Source organism: Streptomyces sp. NPDC002537 (assembly GCF_053594975.1).
Genome location: NZ_JBSFWT010000022.1, coordinates 1 through 16,319 on the forward strand (window position 1 = coordinate 1; position 16,319 = coordinate 16,319).

The window sequence follows — 16,319 nt, forward strand, 5'->3', positions numbered from 1 at the left end:
AGAACCACGGTCCGCAAATCCAGCCCGTCCGGCGTTTGAGGACAACGCGGCGAAGCCGTGTTGCGGGGCCCGGGGCGTCAGCCCCGGGAACCAGAGCCCGGGGCGCAGCCCCAGCAGCCAGGGGTCCGGGGCGTCAGCCCCGGCAGCCAGGGCCGGGGGGCGCCCCCCCGGGATCGGGAACTGGGTCAGCCGCGCCGACGAGCGGGGCTGGCCACCGTGTCGAGCCGTTCCCCCCGCGCCACCTTGGTCAGCGCCTCGGCGACGACCTCGGTCTCCTCCTCCGTCAGGTACGCGGAGAAGTGCCGCCGGATTCCCCGCATGTACACCGGTGCCGTGGCCCGCAGCGCCTCCAGCCCGTCCTCGGTGATGACGGCCCACACCACCCGCTTGTCCGCGCCGTCGGCGTCCTTGCGGACGAGCCCCACGCGGACCATCTCGTCGACGAGTCGGCTCACCCGGGTGCGGCTCAGGACCACCCGCTCCGCGACCTCCTGCATCCGCAGTCCGTGCTCGCCCGCGGCCTTGAGCTCCAGCAGCACGTCGTACCACGTCAGGGGGACGCGGCCCTCGCGCTGCACGTCGCTCTCGATCGCGCGGACGGCTGTGTTGTGGGCGAGCAGCAGTGCTCGCCATGCCTCGATGCCCACATCCCCTTTGCTCACGGGGAAAGTATATCGGCGCTTGTGTGCGTCCGCACGCACTTGATAGTGTGTGTGCGAACGCACGGAAAACTTCGACCCCGGAAGGGTGACGACATGGTCCGCAGCATCGGACGTGACGACGTCAAGAAGAAGATCGACAGTGGTTCGGTGACGGTCGTCGAGGCCCTGCCCTCCTCGTACTTCGAGGAGGCGCATCTGCCCGGCGCCCTCAACCTCCCGCACGACGCGGTCGACAAGCTCGCTCCCGGGCTGCTGCCCGACAAGCAGGCCGAGATCGTCGTCTACTGCGCCGACGGGCCCTGCGGGAACTCCGGCATCGCCGCCAAGCGGCTGACCGAACTGGGCTACGCGAACGTGTACGAGTACGGCGAGGGCAAGAAGGACTGGATCGACGCCGGCCTGCCGACCGAGTCCGGGCCCGCCGCCCGCACCTCCTGACGAACACCTCCTGACGAACCAGGAAAGGGGACACCCCCATGAGCAGTGCTGTTTCCCCCACCCGTGAGGTGAACGGTGTCCAGCTGCCGTCCGCCGGCACGTGGAAGGTCGACCCCGGCCACGCCGAGGTCGGCTTCGTGGGCCGCCACTTCATGCTGACCAAGGTGCGCGGGCGCTTCACCGGCGTCGAGGCGTCCGTCTCGGTCGGCGAGCGGCCCGAGGACAGCCGGGTCACCGCCGTCATCGACATGGCCAGCGTCGACAGCGGCGACAAGACCCGCGACGACCACCTGCGCTCGGGCGACTTCTTCGACGTGGAGAAGCACCCCAAGGCCACCTTCGCCTCGACGTCGGTGACCTGGAAGGGCAGCAAGGGGACCATGACCGGGGACCTCACCATCAAGGGCGTGACGCGGTCCGTCACCCTCGATGTGGACTACCTCGGCTACGCCAAGGACCCGTGGAACAACGACCGCGCGGTGTTCTCGGCGCACGGCAAGGTCAACCGCGAGGACTGGGGCCTCACCTGGAACATGGCCCTGGAGACCGGTGGCATCCTCGTCTCCAAGGAGATCGAGCTGACGCTGGAGATCGAGACGATCCGCGAGGCCTGACCTCGGTGGGCACCGCCCCGCCCCGTACGCCGCCGCCCCTCCGGGCGGCGCGTGCGGGGCGCCGCGCCGTGTCCGGGGCCGTCACGGCCCGCCGTCGCCGGCGACCTGACGGACGAGGGCGAGCACGGCCTCGCGCACCCGGGCGTCCTCGAACTTCCGTGTGCGCAGGGCGTGGTGGAGGTCGGCGGCGAGCGGCGCGAGCAGCAGATGGGCGGTGGCCTGCGCGTCGAGCCCGGGGCGCGCCTCGGCGAGCAGCAGGGACAGGTGCCGCTGCCACAGGTGGTACGAGCCGACCCGGTAGCGGGCACCCGGCCGGGCGGTCTCCGACAGCCGGATCAACTCCAGGTTGCCGCCGAGGAGTTCGAGATATCCGTCGAAGAAGGCGAGCAGCCGGGCCGCCGCCGGGGCGCCGGGCCCGAGCGGTGCGGGGCCGGACAGCAGCCGCTCCTGGAACCCGCGGTCCTGGGCGTCGAGGAGCGCGGCCGCCAGCCCGGCCTTGCTGCCGAACCGCCGGAAGAGCGTGCCCTTCCCGACCCCCGCCTCGGCGGCGATGGCATCCAGCGAGACGCGCTCCACCCCGCGCTCGGCGAACAGCCGCGCGGCCGTGGCCAGAATGACGTCGCGATTGCGCGCCGCGTCCGCACGTTCGCGCGGCGGGCCGGAACCGATCTCTATCAATTCCCTGTCGACCGGGCCCTCCATGAATCGATCTTGGTTTATTCTCCGCGGCCGCGGTCCCGCCGGGCAAGAAAAATTCGGTGAAGTATCCGTCAAGTCATGGGCAAGGCCGGGAATATGACACCGCCACCCATCGGCCGAATCCCTTGATCGTTCGCCGCCTGCACGGAAATCCGAGTCTCGAAGATGCTTGCTCGGGGTGTTCCCGGTATGGCATAGTCCTGGCCGTCGGACTACGGTCCGTTTACGGGGGAGCAGGAACATGGCACGTAATTTTGACCGTGTTCGCAGCACGATGCCGAGCGAAGCGGAGGAATCCGCGTGATCGGGGCATCGTCGAGCGGGCGGCAGCCGGATCTTTATATTCCGGGGGGCATCCGAACGGCCGGCGGGCACAGACCCGCCCTGGCCGGGCGCGCATAGCCACGGGCGTACCACGAGGGAATCCGCAATCGGGCCACCGGCCGGGACGGCCGGCCGACCCGTGCCCGCGGCCGATTCCCCGGCGCTCATCGCGCCGTGCGCGGCAGTGCGTCATACGGAGCCGCGCAATTTCTTCCAGGCTCCGGCGGGCCGGTGCGTCGGCAGTGTGCCGCACCCGGTATGCCGGAGCGTTCCCACAGAGCCATCGCAGTGTTTCCCGGCGACGGAGCCGAGCACCTTCCACGGCGCGGCCGGGCGAGTCGGAACAGCGCCACGGACCGTCCTGGACCGGCCGGTCCGGATCACCGAACGCGCACGGGGAGAGACCATGAACACCAACGGCACCCGCACCGGCGGGGCACTCGTCGACCTGACCCAGCACGAGATCCAGGCGCTGCGGACCGAGTTCAACCTGGCCGACGCCCACACCCACCAGCGGCAGTCGGCCGGCCAGCACCACATCGTCGCCCGCCTCCCGCAGTTATGGTACGAAGCGGAACAGGGCCTCCAGGAGACCTACGAACAGCGCTTCGTCGACGCGTTCTTCCGGCTGCACCGGCAGCCCACGGCACTGGCGAAGAAGAAGACCATGCTCTCCTACGCCGCGTCGATATCGACGATGGTGGTCGGCATGTACCTGAAGCAGCAGCGGATGGCGGTGACGCTGATAGAGCCCTGCTTCGACAACCTCTACGACGTGCTGGCCAATATGGGCGTGCCGCTGTACCCGGTGGACGAATCGGCCTTTGCCGACCCCGACCGGATCTACACCGAGCTCAAGCGTAGGGTCCGTACCGACGCACTGTTCCTGGTCGACCCGAACAATCCCACCGGGTTCAGCCTGCTGAAGCACGGCCGCCGCGGGTTCGAGGAAGTGGTCCGGTTCTGCAAGGACCACGACAAACTGCTGGTGATTGATTTCTGCTTCGCCTCGTTCACGCTATTCGACCCCGCTGTCGCACGGTTCGACATGTATGAACTCCTGGAGAATTCAGGGGTCAGCTACATGGCGATCGAGGACACTGGGAAGACCTGGCCGGTGCAGGACGCCAAATGCGCGATGATCACCGTCAGCGACGACATCCACGAGGCGGTCCGCAATCTGCACACCAGCGTTCTGCTGAATGTCTCGCCCTTCGTGCTGAACATGCTCGCCGAGTACATCGAGGACTCCATCGGGGACGACCTCTCCTCGGTCCGCGACGTCCTCACCAGCAACCGGGAAGCCGCGCGGAAGGCCCTGGACGGCACGATCCTGGAGTACCAGGAGCCGGTGGTCAACGTCAGTGTCGCCTGGTTCCGGATCAACCACCCCGAGCTCACCGCCACCGAGCTCCAGCGCGACCTCACCGGCGAGGGCCTGTACCTGCTGCCCGGCCGGTACTTCTACTGGAGCCAGCCCGACAAGGGCGACGGACACCTCCGGATGGCCCTGGCCCGCGACCCGAAGATGTTCTCCGCGGCCATGACCCGGCTGACCCGGACGCTCGACCGCCATGCCCGGTGACTCCTACGTGGACGCCGCGCTGTTCCTCGGCATGAACAGCGCGGACGAGGCCACCCGGATCGCCTGCAAGTCGTTTTTCGCCACCCGGCTCCACGGCAGGGTCACGATGAGCCTGGAACAGGTGGGCCGCTGCGACGACCTGGTGTGGCGCTTCCCTCGCGAACTCCAGGACGCCTACTACCCGTTCATGGACCACCTGCACACCGACATGGACATCCGCCGCCTCGGCTACACCCGCGAGGACCTCGACACCGGACTCGGCACGCCCGGGACGGCCGGGCTGCCCACGCACGAACGGCTCCTGGCCGGCATGGTCCTGCACCGCGGTGGAGTCCTCCACACGGTCAGCCCCGGGCTGCTCGCCCGCACCGGGCTGCCGGTCCTGCCGCCCGAGCCCGGACCCGAAGTCCCCTTCCCCGACGGCCTGGAGAAGCTCTACCGCGACTCGCTCGCCCTGCGGATCGCGCCCGGCCTGCTCCTGGGGGAGGGCTGATGTACGCGGGAGTGACCGTCGCCCTGGTGACACCGCTGACCGACCGGGGCGACGTACCCCGACGGGACGTCACCCGCCTCGTGGACTCCGTACGGCCCCACGTGAGCGCCCTGCTCCCGGCCCTCAGCACAGGCGAGGGCTGGGCGCTGACCGACCGTCAGTGGCAGGCGATGATCGGTCACACCGTCGACTGCGCGGACGGCCTGCCGGTGTTCGCGGGCATCCAGCGGCCCACCACCGGGGAGGTGACCGAACGGGCCCGGCTCGCCGCCCGTCTCGGCGCCACCGCCGTCGTCGCCACCACCCCGTACGGGCCGCACGTCACCCAGCGGCAGATGTACGACCACTACGCGGCCGTGGCGGAGGCGGCCGGGCTGCCCGTGGTCGTCTACCACGAGTCCGTGATCTCCGGGAACGGCATCGAACTCGCCACCCTGCTGCGGATCTGCGACCTGCCCGGGACGGCCGCTGTCAAGGACTCGGCCGGTTCCGCCGCGGACACCCGGGCCCTGCTCGCCGCGGGGCCCGGGGTGCCGGTGCTCCAGGGACTGGAGCACCTCGTCGGCGACTGCGGGGACGTCGACGGCTGGGTCATGGCCCTCGCCAACGTCGAACCCGCCCTGTGCGCCACGGCGTTCGGCGCCCGGCCGGTGTACAACGCGGCGGTGCGCGAAGCCTGCGAACGCCACGGCCTGGACCGGGCCGACTGGTACCGGTCCCTCAAATCCGAACTCCACCGCCGCCGGGTGATCGGCACCGGCCGGACCGCGACACCCGAAGGGAGCCGCACATGAGGACGGAACCCACGGACAGCGACCTCAAGCGGCTGTTCATCCACAACCGCTCCCTGCCCGACGCCCGCACCTACGCCCACATCGAACGCATCGAACGCGCCTGGATCGTCGCCCGGGTCGCGGAGCTCGAGGAGCGCATACCCCCGCTCGCCGGCCGGGCCGAGTGGCTGGAGGCGCTCGACGGACTCCTGGAGAAGGAACGCGCGGGCACACCGGCCGGCCACTACCTCGCCGAGAAGGCGACCCGGGAGCAAATGACCTATGTCGTAGGGGAGTTCGCCCCCGACGGCCTGACCGAGGCACAGAACTTCTTCCCGGCCGTACCCCGGCTCCCCATCCGGGCCCAGATGGCCGTGATGCGGGTGCTCATCGACGAGTTCGGCTGCGGCAACCTCCAGCAGGCCCACTCCCAGCTCTACCGCGACCTGCTGGCCGAACTCGGGCTCCCGCTCGAACTGGACGCCTACCTGGACCGCACCAGCGACGAGACGTACGCCTTCCTCGACGCCTTCTACTGGCTCACCCAGCGCGCCCCGCACCTGGAGTACTTCCTCGGCGCCCTCGCCTACCTGGAGGCCAGCATCCCCTCCGCGTTCACCGTCCAGGCACGCGCCTGCGAACGGCTGGGCATCGTCCACGGCCGGTACTACACCGAGCACCTCCACATCGACACCTTCCACCGGCAGGAGATGCAGGTGGCCATCCGCGAGTACGAGGCCGTGCACGGACTGGACCCCACCCGGCTCTGGGTCGGCGCGCTGCTGCTCTCCGAACTGATCGGCACCGCCTTCGAGACCGCCGTCGAGCGGGCCCGGGAGGCGGCGTGACCGGCGGCACGGGCGGCCACGCCGTCACCGTCGAACCCCTGCCGGGGGAGTGGGTGCGGGTCACCGTCGACGGACGGGCGTACGAGATCGCGGCGGCCTGCCCGCACCGCAAGGGCCGCCTCGTCCACGGCTACGTCAACCCCCGCACCCTGCGCATCACCTGCCCCCTGCACCGCTCCACCTTCGACCTCGTCACCGGCTGCCAGACCTCCGGCCCCAGCGCGGACGCGCTCCCGGTCCGCCCCGCCCCGGACGGCACCGACCTGAACAGACCTGCCCCGGACGCCACCCAAGGAGAGCCACAGTGAGCACCACGGCCCACGGCCCCGCGCCGTACACGGCGGAACAGGTCTGGCTGCCCGCCTCCGAGCGGCTCACCGACTGGGACGCCGCCTTCCACGATCTGATGCTCGGCGACGACCTCCGGATGGATGCCTTCCGCGCGGCCGTCCGGGAGGCCGTGCGGCCCGGCGCCACCGTCCTCGACCTCGGCACCGGCACCGGCGTCCTCGCCCAGTGGGCCCTGGAGGCGGGCGCCCGCCGGGTGTACGGCATCGAGCTCAACGCCGACGTGCTGCGCGCCGCCTGCGACCGGGTGGCGGCCGCGGGACACCGCGAGCGGTTCCGGCCCGTCCACGGCCTCTCCTTTGACGTCGACCTGCCCGAGCGCGTCGACGTCGTCATCTCCGAGATCATGGGCAACCTCGCCGACAACGAGGGCTTCGCCGCGATCCTCGCCGACGCCCGCGAGCGCTTCCTCGCGCCCGGCGGCGCCATGCTCCCGCAGCGGGTCGAGAGCTACCTCGTCCCGGTCGCCGCGCCCCGGGCCCACGCCCAGGTGCGCGCCGGGCGGCCGCAGGACGGCGGCGGCCCCGGGCCGTTCGCCGAACTGCTGCGCAGCCGGGGCGCCCGCGGCCCCTTCGACCTCTACTACGACGTCGTCCTGCCGCTGGACGGCCACCTCTCCGCGCCCCGGATCGTCCGCGTCTACGACCTGGAACGACAGGAGCCGTCCGCCACCTACCAGGTGCCGCTCGTGTTCACCGCGCAACGGGACGGCGTGCTGAGCGGGTTCAAGGGCTACTTCGTGGCGACGCTGTCGGACACGGTGGCCCTGGACATCTCCGGGGACGGCATCGCCGAGCGGACGGCCTCCGACAGCTGGAAGCACTGCTTCCTGCCGATCGAACGGCAGATCCGCGTCCGGCGCGGGGACCGGATCGCCCTCACGTTCACGCGGACGGACGGCTCCGACGGACCCTTCCGGCAGAGCTACCGCTGGGAGGGCCGGGTCCTCTCCGGCGGCACGGTGACGGCGCAATTCGCCCACACAACGGCCTGACCGCGCAACTGCCTGACCGCACAACCGCCTGACCACACGACCGCCTGATCGCACCACCGGTGGAACACCACCGCATCACCGGAAACGCACCGCAACCACAGGAAACGAGCAGCACCGACACCACGGGGGAACCACACGCATGCCAGCACCCACCCGTACCTACGACGTCGTCGCCCTCCATGTCCCCATCGCCTACAACGGATTCGGCGACTACGACTCCAACGGCGCCCTCTACACCCTCGCCACGGACGCGGAAGAGCTCCGCTCGATCGCCGCCACCTGGCCCTCGCCGTTCCCCAACTACCTGGAGGAGCCCGAGCGGGTGCCCGAGCCGCACCCGCTGATGCGCCCGCTCGTCCTGCGCGCCCGCCGCGGCGAACGGCTGCGCGTACGGCTCTCCAACGAGCTCGACCGTCCCACCGGCATCACCATACAGGGCGTGCGCTACGACGCCCGTACCCAGGACGGCACGGCCGTCGGCCGCAACCCCGACAGCACCGTGCCGCCGGGCGGCACCCGCGAGTACGAGTGGGTCTGCGAACACGAGGGCGTGTTCCACTTCGGCGACATGGCCGACCCGCGCGGCGAGGGCGCCCAGAGCCACGGACTGATCGGCGCCCTCGTGGTCGAGGCGGCGGACGCCACCTGGACCGACCCCGAGACCGGCAGCGACCTCGCGTCCGGGCTGTACGCCGACGTGCACCTGCCTGACCGCAGCTTCCGCGAGTTCGTCATCTTCATGATGGAGTACCCCAGCAACGACAACCCCGCCGACGCGTCCGCCCTGATGCCCATGGGCGGCATGCACTCCATGGACACCCCGGGCGCCCCGGGCCCCGCGGGACACCCGATGCTGCGCGCCGCCGACGGCCGGGGCCCCGACACCACCGCCGACCTCACCCCGCCCAACCTCGCCATGCTGCCCGTCAACCTCCGCATCGAGCCCATGGAATGGCGGATGTACCGGTACCAGCGGATGCTGGACAACGGGGTGCTCGACCCGGTGCGCGACGCCCAGACCGGCGAGGAGATGCACCACAGCTCCTGGATGTTCGGCGACCCCGCCACCCCCGTCCTGCGCGGCTACCAGGGCGACCCAGCGGTGATCCGGCTGGTCCACGGCGGCATGCGCGACACCCACGTCTTCCACACCCACCTCCACCAGTGGCACGCCGACCCCACCGACCCCGCCTCGCCGATCGTCGACTCCGTCAGCATCAGCCCGCAGGAGGGCCTCACCCTCGAACTCATCGGCGGCCTCGGCTCGGTGCAGGCCGCCGTCGGCGACTCCATCTGGCACTGCCACATGTACGTCCACTTCCACATGGGCATGTGGGGCCTCTTCCGGATGTTCGACACCCTCCAGGACGGCACCGGCCGCTACCCCGACGGCACGGCCATCAGCCGGCTCGTCCCGCTCCCGCACCGCGCGCCGCCGCCCCTCCCGACCCCGGAGAAGCCCGGCTTCCCCGCCTTCATGCGGGACGCCGCCTCCTACCCGCAGAAGTCGCCCCGCCCCCCGCGCACCCCGCACCAGCCCCTCGGCATGGGCCGCGAACCCACTCCGCTGGAGGCCGCCGCCTTCTGCCCCGACCCCCAGCCCGGCGAGGCGTTCACCAAGATCGGCCCGCCCGACGCACCCGTACGCCGCTACCACCTCGTCGTCACCAGCGGAACCGTCTACTACCACGGCGACCCCACCGCCGAGCACGCCAAGACCTGGCACGACCACCGCGGCCACTTCTTCGTCCTCGCCGAGGAGCTCGAAGAGGCGGGCGGCATCGAGGAGTTCAGGCGCCGGCTCGAAGCGGGCGAACGCACCGTGGAGCCGCTGGTCATCCGGGCCCGCAAGGGCGAGATCCTCGAACTCACCCTCACCAACGCCCTGCCCACCGGACCGCAGGGCCAGACCGCGTTCGACCCCAAGCTCCCCTTCCAGCCCGAGGCCGGACTCCACACCCACCTGGTCAAGTACGACCCGCTGATCTCCGACGGCTCCAGCATCGGCTGGAACTACATCACCGGCACCACCACCGCCGACCAGGGCGCCGACGCCTTCGCCCGCTACAACTCCTGGACCTACCGCTGGTACGTCAACGAGGAGTTCGGCACCGTCTTCTTCCACGACCACCTGCTCGCCAACTACCGCCAGCGGCACGGACTCTTCGGCGCCATGATCGCCGAAGCCGAGGACGCCCACTGGTACGAGCCCGCCGACGGCACGACACCGCTGCGCCGCGGCACCCAGGCCGTGATCAAACGGAAGGACGGCCAGTTCCGCGAATTCGTGCTGGCCGTCGCCGACTTCGTGCCCCTCGTCGAACATCTGCAGATGCCCATGGCGGGAGACGACCACGAGGACCACGGCGGGCACAGCGGTCCCCTCAACCCGCCACCGGTGCCCGGCGGCCCCGACGACCAGGGCGTGATGGCGGTCAACTACCGCTGCGAACCCCTCTCGGAACGGGGCGGCGACCCCGCCGACTGGTTCGCCAGCGGTGTCCACGGCGACCCGGCCACCCCCTTGCTGCACGCCTACCCCGGCGAACAGATCCGGCTGCACGTCCTCCAGGGCTCGCACGACCTCCAGCACAGCTTCACCACCAACGGGCTGCGCTGGCACGAATGGCGCGGCCGCCCCGACACCCCCTGGCGCGACCAGCGGACCCTCGGCATCTCCAACACCGCCGACCTCGACCTCGACCCCGCGCAGGGGCCGGGCGACCACCTCTGGTCGTTCGGCGCCACCGACGACCTGTGGCTCGGCTGCTGGGGACTGCTCCGGCTGCACGGCGCCCTCCGGCCCGGCCTGCCCGCCCTGCCCTCCGCGAACCCCGGCCTCCGACACCTGCCGCCCAAGCGCGACGTCCGCCGCTACACCGTGCGCGCCCGCGCCCGCGACATCCGCTACAGCGACCTGCGCGTCGACCCGTACGGCCTCGTCTACGAGGTCGACGGCGCGCCGCGGGACGAGGGGCCGCTCGTACTGCGCTGCCGCGAGGGCGAGTGGGTCGAGGTCACGCTGGTCAACGAACTCGACGGGCCACCGCCCGCGAGCGCCTTCGACCCGCCGCTCATGGCCAAGGACGACCCCGGCTCCCGGGTGCTGTCCGGCCGCGTCTCCCTGCACCCGACCCGGCTGCGCTACGACGTCACCACCGACGACGGCGCACACGCCGGACACAACGAGGACAGCACCGTCAAACCGGGCGGCTCCCGCACCTACCACTGGTACGCCGACAGCCCCGGCGTCGCCCTCCTCCGCGACCAGGCCGACGTCGTCTCGCACATGCGGCGCGGCCTCGTGGGCGCCCTGGTGATCGAGGCCGCGGACGCCACCCCCTACGACCCGGCCACCGGCGAGGAGCGCTGGACCGGCGAACGGGCCGTCGTCCGGCGGACCGACGCCGAACCCGTGCACGAACTCGTGCTGATCAGCCAGGACGGACTGCGGCTCTTCCACGACGGCGACCTCACCCAGCCCGTCGCCGACCTGTTCTCGGACAGCAGGGACGACGCCGGGCAGAAGGCGTACAACTACCGCACCGCCGCCCTGCACCCGCTGCACCCCGTCCTGGCCGACCCCGCCCCGCCCACCCCGCTGCTGGAGTGCCGGGCCGGCGACCAGGTCGCCATCCACCTCGCCGTCGCCGGGGCCCGCAGCCGCAACCAGTGCTTCACGGTCCACGGCCAGGTCTGGGACGGCTCCGAGACCGGCCGGGGCCCGTACGTCTCGACCATCGGCGCCCTCGCCGCGGGCAGCACCCGCACCGTCCGCTTCCGCGCCAACCACCCCGGCGACTACGCCTACCGCACCGGAAACCTGCACTGGGGCGTCTGCGAGGGCTGGTGGGGAATCCTGCGCGTGGCGGAAACGCCGTGACGGTTCGCCGGACCCCGTGACAGGGTGCCTGGGGTGGGAAACCCTCCCGCCCCAGGCACCGCACGGCATCGCACCGCACGGCATCGCACCGCACCGAGGAGAGAGATGAACCCCTTACCGCATCCCCCGGCCGACTCCCGGCGGGCAGGGACCGACCGGGACCCCAGACTGCCGCACAGCCCGGACACCGTCGTCGTCTTCACCGACCTCAACTGCTCCTTCGCGCATGTCGCCGTGCACCGCCTGCACGAGACCCGCCGCCGGCTGGGGCTGGAGGGCCGGATCTGGTTCGACCTGCGGGCCTTCCCGCTGGAGCTGTTCAACGAGGAGGTCAACGCCCGCCCCGGCGTGGACTCGGAGATCTCCGTGCTCGGCGCCGTCGAGCCCGGAGCGGGCTGGCGGCTGTGGCAGGGCCCGGACTGGACCTACCCGGTCACCACCCTGCCCGCCCTGGAGGCCGTGGAAGCCGCCAAGGCCCAGAGCTGGCACGCCAGCGAACAACTCGACCGCGCCCTGCGCCGGGCCTTCTGGGCCGAGGGCCGGTGCATCTCCCTGCGGCACGTCATCCTCGACGTCGCCCGCGCCACGGACGCCGTCGACGTCGCCGCGCTCGCCGCCGCCCTGGACTCCGGCAGCGCCCGCGCGGCCGTCTTCGACCAGTACCGGGCCGCCCGCGACGGCCGCGTCAACTGCAGCCCGCACGTCTTCCTCCACGACGGCACGGACAGCGCCAACCCGGGGGTGTCGGCGCGCTGGGTGAACGGAGACTTCGGCATCGGCTCACCGGTGATCGACGAGGACCGCCCCGAGGTGTACGAGGAGTTGCTGACGCGGGCGGCCGAGCTCGCGGCCTCCGTGTGCGCCTGAGTGCGCCTGACACATTGGGGCTCCGCACCCGCAGCGCCGGGGCGGAGCCCCGGTCAGGCGTGGGCCGGCTGGTGGTTGCGGGTGCGGACGCGGAACGCGGCGGCCGCCAGCAGCCACAGGCCCGCGAACCACGCGGGCCCCAGCAGCAGTTGGGTGAACGGCACCGACCGCGTGAACCCCGCGGCCACGCTCACCTGCGTGGGCCCGTACTCCGGCAGCAGATACACCCCGTCCTTGCTCGCCGCGGGATTGCTGATCGGGTTCTGCAGCATCGTGTCCAGCAGACTCACCATGATGATCACGAACATGCCCGCCAGCTCGCTCCGCAGGAACGCGCCGAACAGGATGCCCAGCCCGCCGTAGGCCACCGCCGCGCTGCACAGCCCCGCCGCCAGCAGGGCGGGCCGCACCGGATCCCAGTAGCAGCACACCACGGCCGTCGCGTACCCCGAGATCAGGACGGCCGCCAGCGCCATCGCGGCGACCTTGGCGACCAGCAGATGACTCCGGGGATAACCGGCGAGCACCAGCCTGCCGTCGAAGGCCAGGGACTTGAACGTGGTCATGAACATCATGAAGCCCACGATGAGCGTGACCGTGTTCACCGCCCCCGACACCATCGTCAGCCGGCCGCCGTCGACGGTCAGCCGCTCCCCGGTCGCGCGCAGCAGGAACGTCGCGGGGGCCGAGGCCACGAACCAGTGCTCCAGCGACAGCCATAGGGGGATGTAGAACAGCACCAGGACCAGCGCGAACCGGTTCCTGACGTGTTCCAGCAGGGCGAACCCCACGGCAGCGGAGAGCCGCGACGGCACCCGGCGGCTCAACGGACCGGCTCCCACCGGGCCGTGACCCCGTCGCGCAGCCGGTGCAGCTCGTCCAGCCGGTCGGTGTCCCACGCCAGATGGGAGACGACGAGGACACACCGCCCCCGGTCGCGCAGCCCGGCCGCGAGCTTCCAGAACCGCAGGTACGTCTCCCAGTCGAAGCCCTGGTACGGCTCGTCCAGCAGCAGCACCTGCGGATCGTGCATCAGCGCCAGCGTCAGATTCAGCTTCTGCCGGGTGCCCCCGCTCAGCGCGTCCACGCGGGTGTGGCGGTACTCGGCGAAGTGGAGCTCCTCGACGAGCTCCTCGGCACGGTCCACGGACTCCAGACCGTAGGCGGCCCGGAAGTAGCGGATGTGCTGCTCCACGGTGAGGAAGTCGTTGAGCACCGTCTCCTGGGGGCAGTAGCCCAGCGCCCCTTGATGCGCCACCTCGCCCGAGTCGGCCGCGATCTGCCCGCACAGGATGCGCAGCAGGGTCGTCTTGCCCGCCCCGTTCTCCCCGACCAGACCCGCGAGGGTACCGGGCGCGAGCCTGAGCGAGACACCCCGCAGCACCTCGTGGGAACCGTACGCCTTGCGCACGTCGCGCACGCTCAGGGCACACGCTGCTCCAGCCATGACGCCGCCCCTCGGCCTTCGCCTCTCTCGGACTTCGGATTTCCCCCGTCTTCAACGACTCGGGGGGAGATCCGTTGCGTCTCGCTGGGGAGGGTATCGGACGCGGTGCTCGTGGACCCCGCCCAACGTTCCCGCGTGAACCCGCCCCTTACCGAACCCTTGCGGGCTTCGGTTCAGGCTGGGACTGGTGGGCGGGCCACCGGTACCGTTCAAGAACAGGAGACGTTCCAGAACGGAGTTGATCCCCCATGCAGTGGAGCGACTACACCACCGGTGAGCGCATCAAGATCCTGCGAGGCAGGGACGTTCATCAGTCTGATCTCGCCGAGATGACGGGTTTGTCGATCGTCACCGTTCAGAAGGCCGAGCAGGAAAAACAGCTCAGTCTCAACACCCTCCTGCTGATCGCGGACGCTCTCGGGGTCGACACCTCCGTGATCCTCGGGCAGCAAGCCCCACGTCGGGCAATGGCGCAAGGGGACCGCGCGATGATGCGAGCCCTGTCACAGGCCGTGCACGACACGGCGGCCGGCCTCCTGCCGGACAACCTCGAAGCGAACACCGAGGCGGGTCTTCGGGAAGCTGTCGACCGGTGCTGGGAGTTGTACTGGAAAGGTCACTACACCGAGGCAGGAGCACTCACCGCCCCTCTTGTTCTCCAGGCAGCAGTGCATCTGCACACCCGTCCGGCCGGTGAACAAGGCGCAGCTTGGAGCGTGCTCGCCGACAGCTATCGGATCGCCGCGTATGTCGCCAATCTCGTGGGCGCCCGGGAGCTCGCATATGCGGCGATCGGACATGCGAAGTCCGCAGCGGAGCGATCGGACGATGAACTGCTGCCCGCAGTGGTGGCCTCTGGCCGCTCCTGGATCTACCTCCGGGACGCACGCCTGCCAGAGGCGTTGAAGCTGGCGGAGAAGGCGGCGGTCGACATCGAGCCCAAGTTCTCCCGGGCCACCTCGGAGCAGCTCACCGTGTACGGCTCCCACGTGAACTTCGCGGCCGTGGTCGCCTCCCGGATGCGGGACAAGGAACGAGCTGCGGACTACCTCTCGCAGTCCAACGCCACAGGCGCTCGGTTGGGCGGTGAACGCCACGCATACGGAACGCTCTTCGGCCCGGTCACGGCCACGACACAGTCCGTCGGGATCGCGGTCGCACTGGGCCAGACCGGCAAAGCCCTCGACCTGATCGGCAGCATCAACGATGCCTCGGTCTCGCAACTGACGGAGGCCGCGCGCAACCGGTACGCCATGGACAAGGCGATGGCGCAGGCCGACGCGAAGATGTGGGACGCCTCCCTGGAGACGTTGGAGGAGACCTTGACGCAGGCCCCGCAGTGGGCCCGCCACCAGGCCCTCCCCAGCGTGATCGTCCAGAAGGTCGGCCGTGCCTCCACATCGCGGGTGCGCCGGGTGTCGGCACTCATCGGTGTTCAGCCCGGAGTGGTGGACGGCTTCCCTGTCGCGACGCGGAAAACAGCCCTGTAGACCGGTCTCAAGATCGACGTCAGCGCCAATGGTATGCAGCGGACGACTTCACTCAGTTGCCCCATGAACAGTCGTATGGGGTAGCTGAGTTGTGTGGTCACGACTTCGGGAAGTCGTCCGCCTCGTTTCTGTACGAGGTCTCCCCGCTACGGCACGGTTGCGACCATGACGCGCACAGCCAATGAACAACAGCGTCGCCGCGACATCGCGGACGCATCCAGCGGCCTCCCCGGGCGCATCATCGTGGTGCTGTACACATGCATCCACGATGCCCGCGACCCCGAGGAAACCCTGACGACCTTGCGCAGGCACGCCGAAGCCCGGGATTGGGTCGTGCACTCGGCTCTGTACGACAACGCCGACATCACCAGCATCCGTAGCGACCGCAAGGCATGGCCGAAGGCCGAGACCCTCCTGAAGCAGAAAGAGGCAACGGGGCTTGTCGCTCCGAGCGAAGCCGAGATCGCCCTCCACCCCATGTCCAAGAACCGGTTACGGGAATGGCTGCACAGCCTTCCGGCCTTCGCCTCGTACGCCTGCGAGTTGGCTGAATGTGAAGCCGAGCCGCGCGCGCCGCGCGGAACCGGTCCGAGGAGCGAGAGCTGATGGCCGGAGCAATCGTGATCTCCCTGCCCCACTCGTCGGGCCCCGGGATCGTGGTCGGCGGCGAAGCCGATCGGTGCCGCACCTGCCTCAGGCTGACCAACGCCCGGTACACGGCCTGGGTGACCCATGACTGGGACGGTGACGCCCGCGCCCGGCACGCGTTCCTCGGCCACTGGGAGGAGTCGCACCTTGAGTCGGCGCGAGAGAGGCGGTCGCCATGCTGATGCCCCGGCCGAAGGCCGACGCCT

The 16,319-nt window shown here is 70.5% G+C and carries 17 protein-coding genes; 13 read left to right on the forward strand and 4 right to left on the reverse strand.

Features of this window, described 5'->3' with window-relative positions; genetic code table 11:
* Window positions 1-185: 185 nt before the first annotated feature.
* Entirely contained in the window at window positions 186-662 is a 477-nt protein-coding gene (locus ACWD4A_RS12935; RefSeq protein WP_451193011.1) for a MarR family winged helix-turn-helix transcriptional regulator, read from the reverse strand.
* A gap of 93 nt (window positions 663-755) precedes the next feature.
* Here ACWD4A_RS12935 and ACWD4A_RS12940 point away from each other — a divergent pair, with 93 nt between their 5' ends.
* Both ACWD4A_RS12940 and ACWD4A_RS12945 read left to right on the forward strand, forming a co-directional pair.
* The gene (locus tag ACWD4A_RS12940) at window positions 756-1,100 is read left to right on the forward strand and encodes a rhodanese-like domain-containing protein (RefSeq protein WP_451193014.1); all 345 of its coding nucleotides are present in this window, start codon (window positions 756-758) and stop codon (window positions 1,098-1,100) included.
* A gap of 38 nt (window positions 1,101-1,138) precedes the next feature.
* The gene (locus ACWD4A_RS12945) at window positions 1,139-1,714 is read left to right on the forward strand and encodes a YceI family protein (RefSeq protein WP_451193016.1); all 576 of its coding nucleotides are present in this window, start codon (window positions 1,139-1,141) and stop codon (window positions 1,712-1,714) included.
* An 81-nt stretch (window positions 1,715-1,795) separates the two neighbouring features.
* Here the strand turns inward: ACWD4A_RS12945 and ACWD4A_RS12950 are convergent, their stop codons facing one another.
* The gene (locus ACWD4A_RS12950) at window positions 1,796-2,416 is read right to left on the reverse strand and encodes a TetR/AcrR family transcriptional regulator (RefSeq protein ID WP_451193019.1); all 621 of its coding nucleotides are present in this window, start codon (window positions 2,414-2,416) and stop codon (window positions 1,796-1,798) included.
* A 727-nt stretch (window positions 2,417-3,143) separates the two neighbouring features.
* Between ACWD4A_RS12950 and ACWD4A_RS12955 the strand changes: the two genes are divergently transcribed.
* The 8 genes from ACWD4A_RS12955 to ACWD4A_RS12990 all read left to right on the forward strand — a co-directional run bounded on the left by ACWD4A_RS12955 (window position 3,144) and on the right by ACWD4A_RS12990 (window position 12,528).
* Window positions 3,144-4,322 carry a pyridoxal phosphate-dependent aminotransferase gene (locus ACWD4A_RS12955; protein ID WP_451193022.1) on the forward strand — a complete coding sequence of 393 codons (1,179 nt, stop codon included), beginning with the start codon at window positions 3,144-3,146 and terminating at the stop codon, window positions 4,320-4,322.
* Window positions 4,312-4,815 carry a DUF6190 family protein gene (locus tag ACWD4A_RS12960; RefSeq protein WP_451193025.1) on the forward strand — a complete coding sequence of 168 codons (504 nt, stop codon included), beginning with the start codon at window positions 4,312-4,314 and terminating at the stop codon, window positions 4,813-4,815. The genes ACWD4A_RS12955 and ACWD4A_RS12960 overlap by 11 nt, the downstream gene beginning before the upstream one ends.
* On the forward strand, window positions 4,815-5,609 hold the full coding sequence (locus ACWD4A_RS12965) for a dihydrodipicolinate synthase family protein (protein ID WP_451193028.1): 795 nt from the start codon (window positions 4,815-4,817) through the stop codon (window positions 5,607-5,609). The genes ACWD4A_RS12960 and ACWD4A_RS12965 overlap by 1 nt, the downstream gene beginning before the upstream one ends.
* The gene (locus ACWD4A_RS12970) at window positions 5,606-6,436 is read left to right on the forward strand and encodes an iron-containing redox enzyme family protein (RefSeq protein WP_451193030.1); all 831 of its coding nucleotides are present in this window, start codon (window positions 5,606-5,608) and stop codon (window positions 6,434-6,436) included. Before ACWD4A_RS12965 ends, ACWD4A_RS12970 begins: the two co-directional genes overlap by 4 nt.
* Window positions 6,433-6,744 carry a Rieske (2Fe-2S) protein gene (locus ACWD4A_RS12975; RefSeq protein WP_451193033.1) on the forward strand — a complete coding sequence of 104 codons (312 nt, stop codon included), beginning with the start codon at window positions 6,433-6,435 and terminating at the stop codon, window positions 6,742-6,744. The genes ACWD4A_RS12970 and ACWD4A_RS12975 overlap by 4 nt, the downstream gene beginning before the upstream one ends.
* Window positions 6,741-7,778 carry a methyltransferase domain-containing protein gene (locus ACWD4A_RS12980; protein WP_451193036.1) on the forward strand — a complete coding sequence of 346 codons (1,038 nt, stop codon included), beginning with the start codon at window positions 6,741-6,743 and terminating at the stop codon, window positions 7,776-7,778. Before ACWD4A_RS12975 ends, ACWD4A_RS12980 begins: the two co-directional genes overlap by 4 nt.
* Before the next feature lie 139 nt (window positions 7,779-7,917).
* Window positions 7,918-11,661 carry a multicopper oxidase domain-containing protein gene (locus ACWD4A_RS12985; RefSeq protein ID WP_451193039.1) on the forward strand — a complete coding sequence of 1,248 codons (3,744 nt, stop codon included), beginning with the start codon at window positions 7,918-7,920 and terminating at the stop codon, window positions 11,659-11,661.
* 105 nt (window positions 11,662-11,766) lie between these two features.
* Window positions 11,767-12,528, forward strand: coding sequence for a DsbA family oxidoreductase (locus ACWD4A_RS12990; protein WP_451193042.1), 762 nt, complete (start codon window positions 11,767-11,769; stop codon window positions 12,526-12,528).
* Window positions 12,529-12,581: 53 nt separating this feature from the next.
* Here the strand turns inward: ACWD4A_RS12990 and ACWD4A_RS12995 are convergent, their stop codons facing one another.
* Window positions 12,582-13,355: an ABC transporter permease gene (locus ACWD4A_RS12995; protein WP_451193045.1), complete on the reverse strand. Its 774-nt coding sequence runs from the start codon at window positions 13,353-13,355 to the stop codon at window positions 12,582-12,584.
* Window positions 13,352-13,975, reverse strand: coding sequence for an ABC transporter ATP-binding protein (locus ACWD4A_RS13000; RefSeq protein WP_451193048.1), 624 nt, complete (start codon window positions 13,973-13,975; stop codon window positions 13,352-13,354). The genes ACWD4A_RS12995 and ACWD4A_RS13000 overlap by 4 nt, the downstream gene beginning before the upstream one ends.
* A gap of 248 nt (window positions 13,976-14,223) precedes the next feature.
* On the opposite strand from ACWD4A_RS13000, the gene ACWD4A_RS13005 reads away from it, so the two are divergent.
* From ACWD4A_RS13005 to ACWD4A_RS13015, 3 genes are all read left to right on the forward strand, one after another.
* A complete protein-coding gene (locus ACWD4A_RS13005; RefSeq protein ID WP_451193050.1) occupies window positions 14,224-15,465 on the forward strand; it encodes a helix-turn-helix domain-containing protein in 1,242 nt (413 codons plus the stop codon).
* 165 nt (window positions 15,466-15,630) lie between these two features.
* Complete coding sequence (locus ACWD4A_RS13010) at window positions 15,631-16,071, forward strand: hypothetical protein (protein ID WP_451193053.1); 441 nt, start codon at window positions 15,631-15,633, stop codon at window positions 16,069-16,071.
* Window positions 16,071-16,295 carry a hypothetical protein gene (locus tag ACWD4A_RS13015; RefSeq protein WP_451193056.1) on the forward strand — a complete coding sequence of 75 codons (225 nt, stop codon included), beginning with the start codon at window positions 16,071-16,073 and terminating at the stop codon, window positions 16,293-16,295. Before ACWD4A_RS13010 ends, ACWD4A_RS13015 begins: the two co-directional genes overlap by 1 nt.
* Window positions 16,296-16,319: the final 24 nt, after the last annotated feature.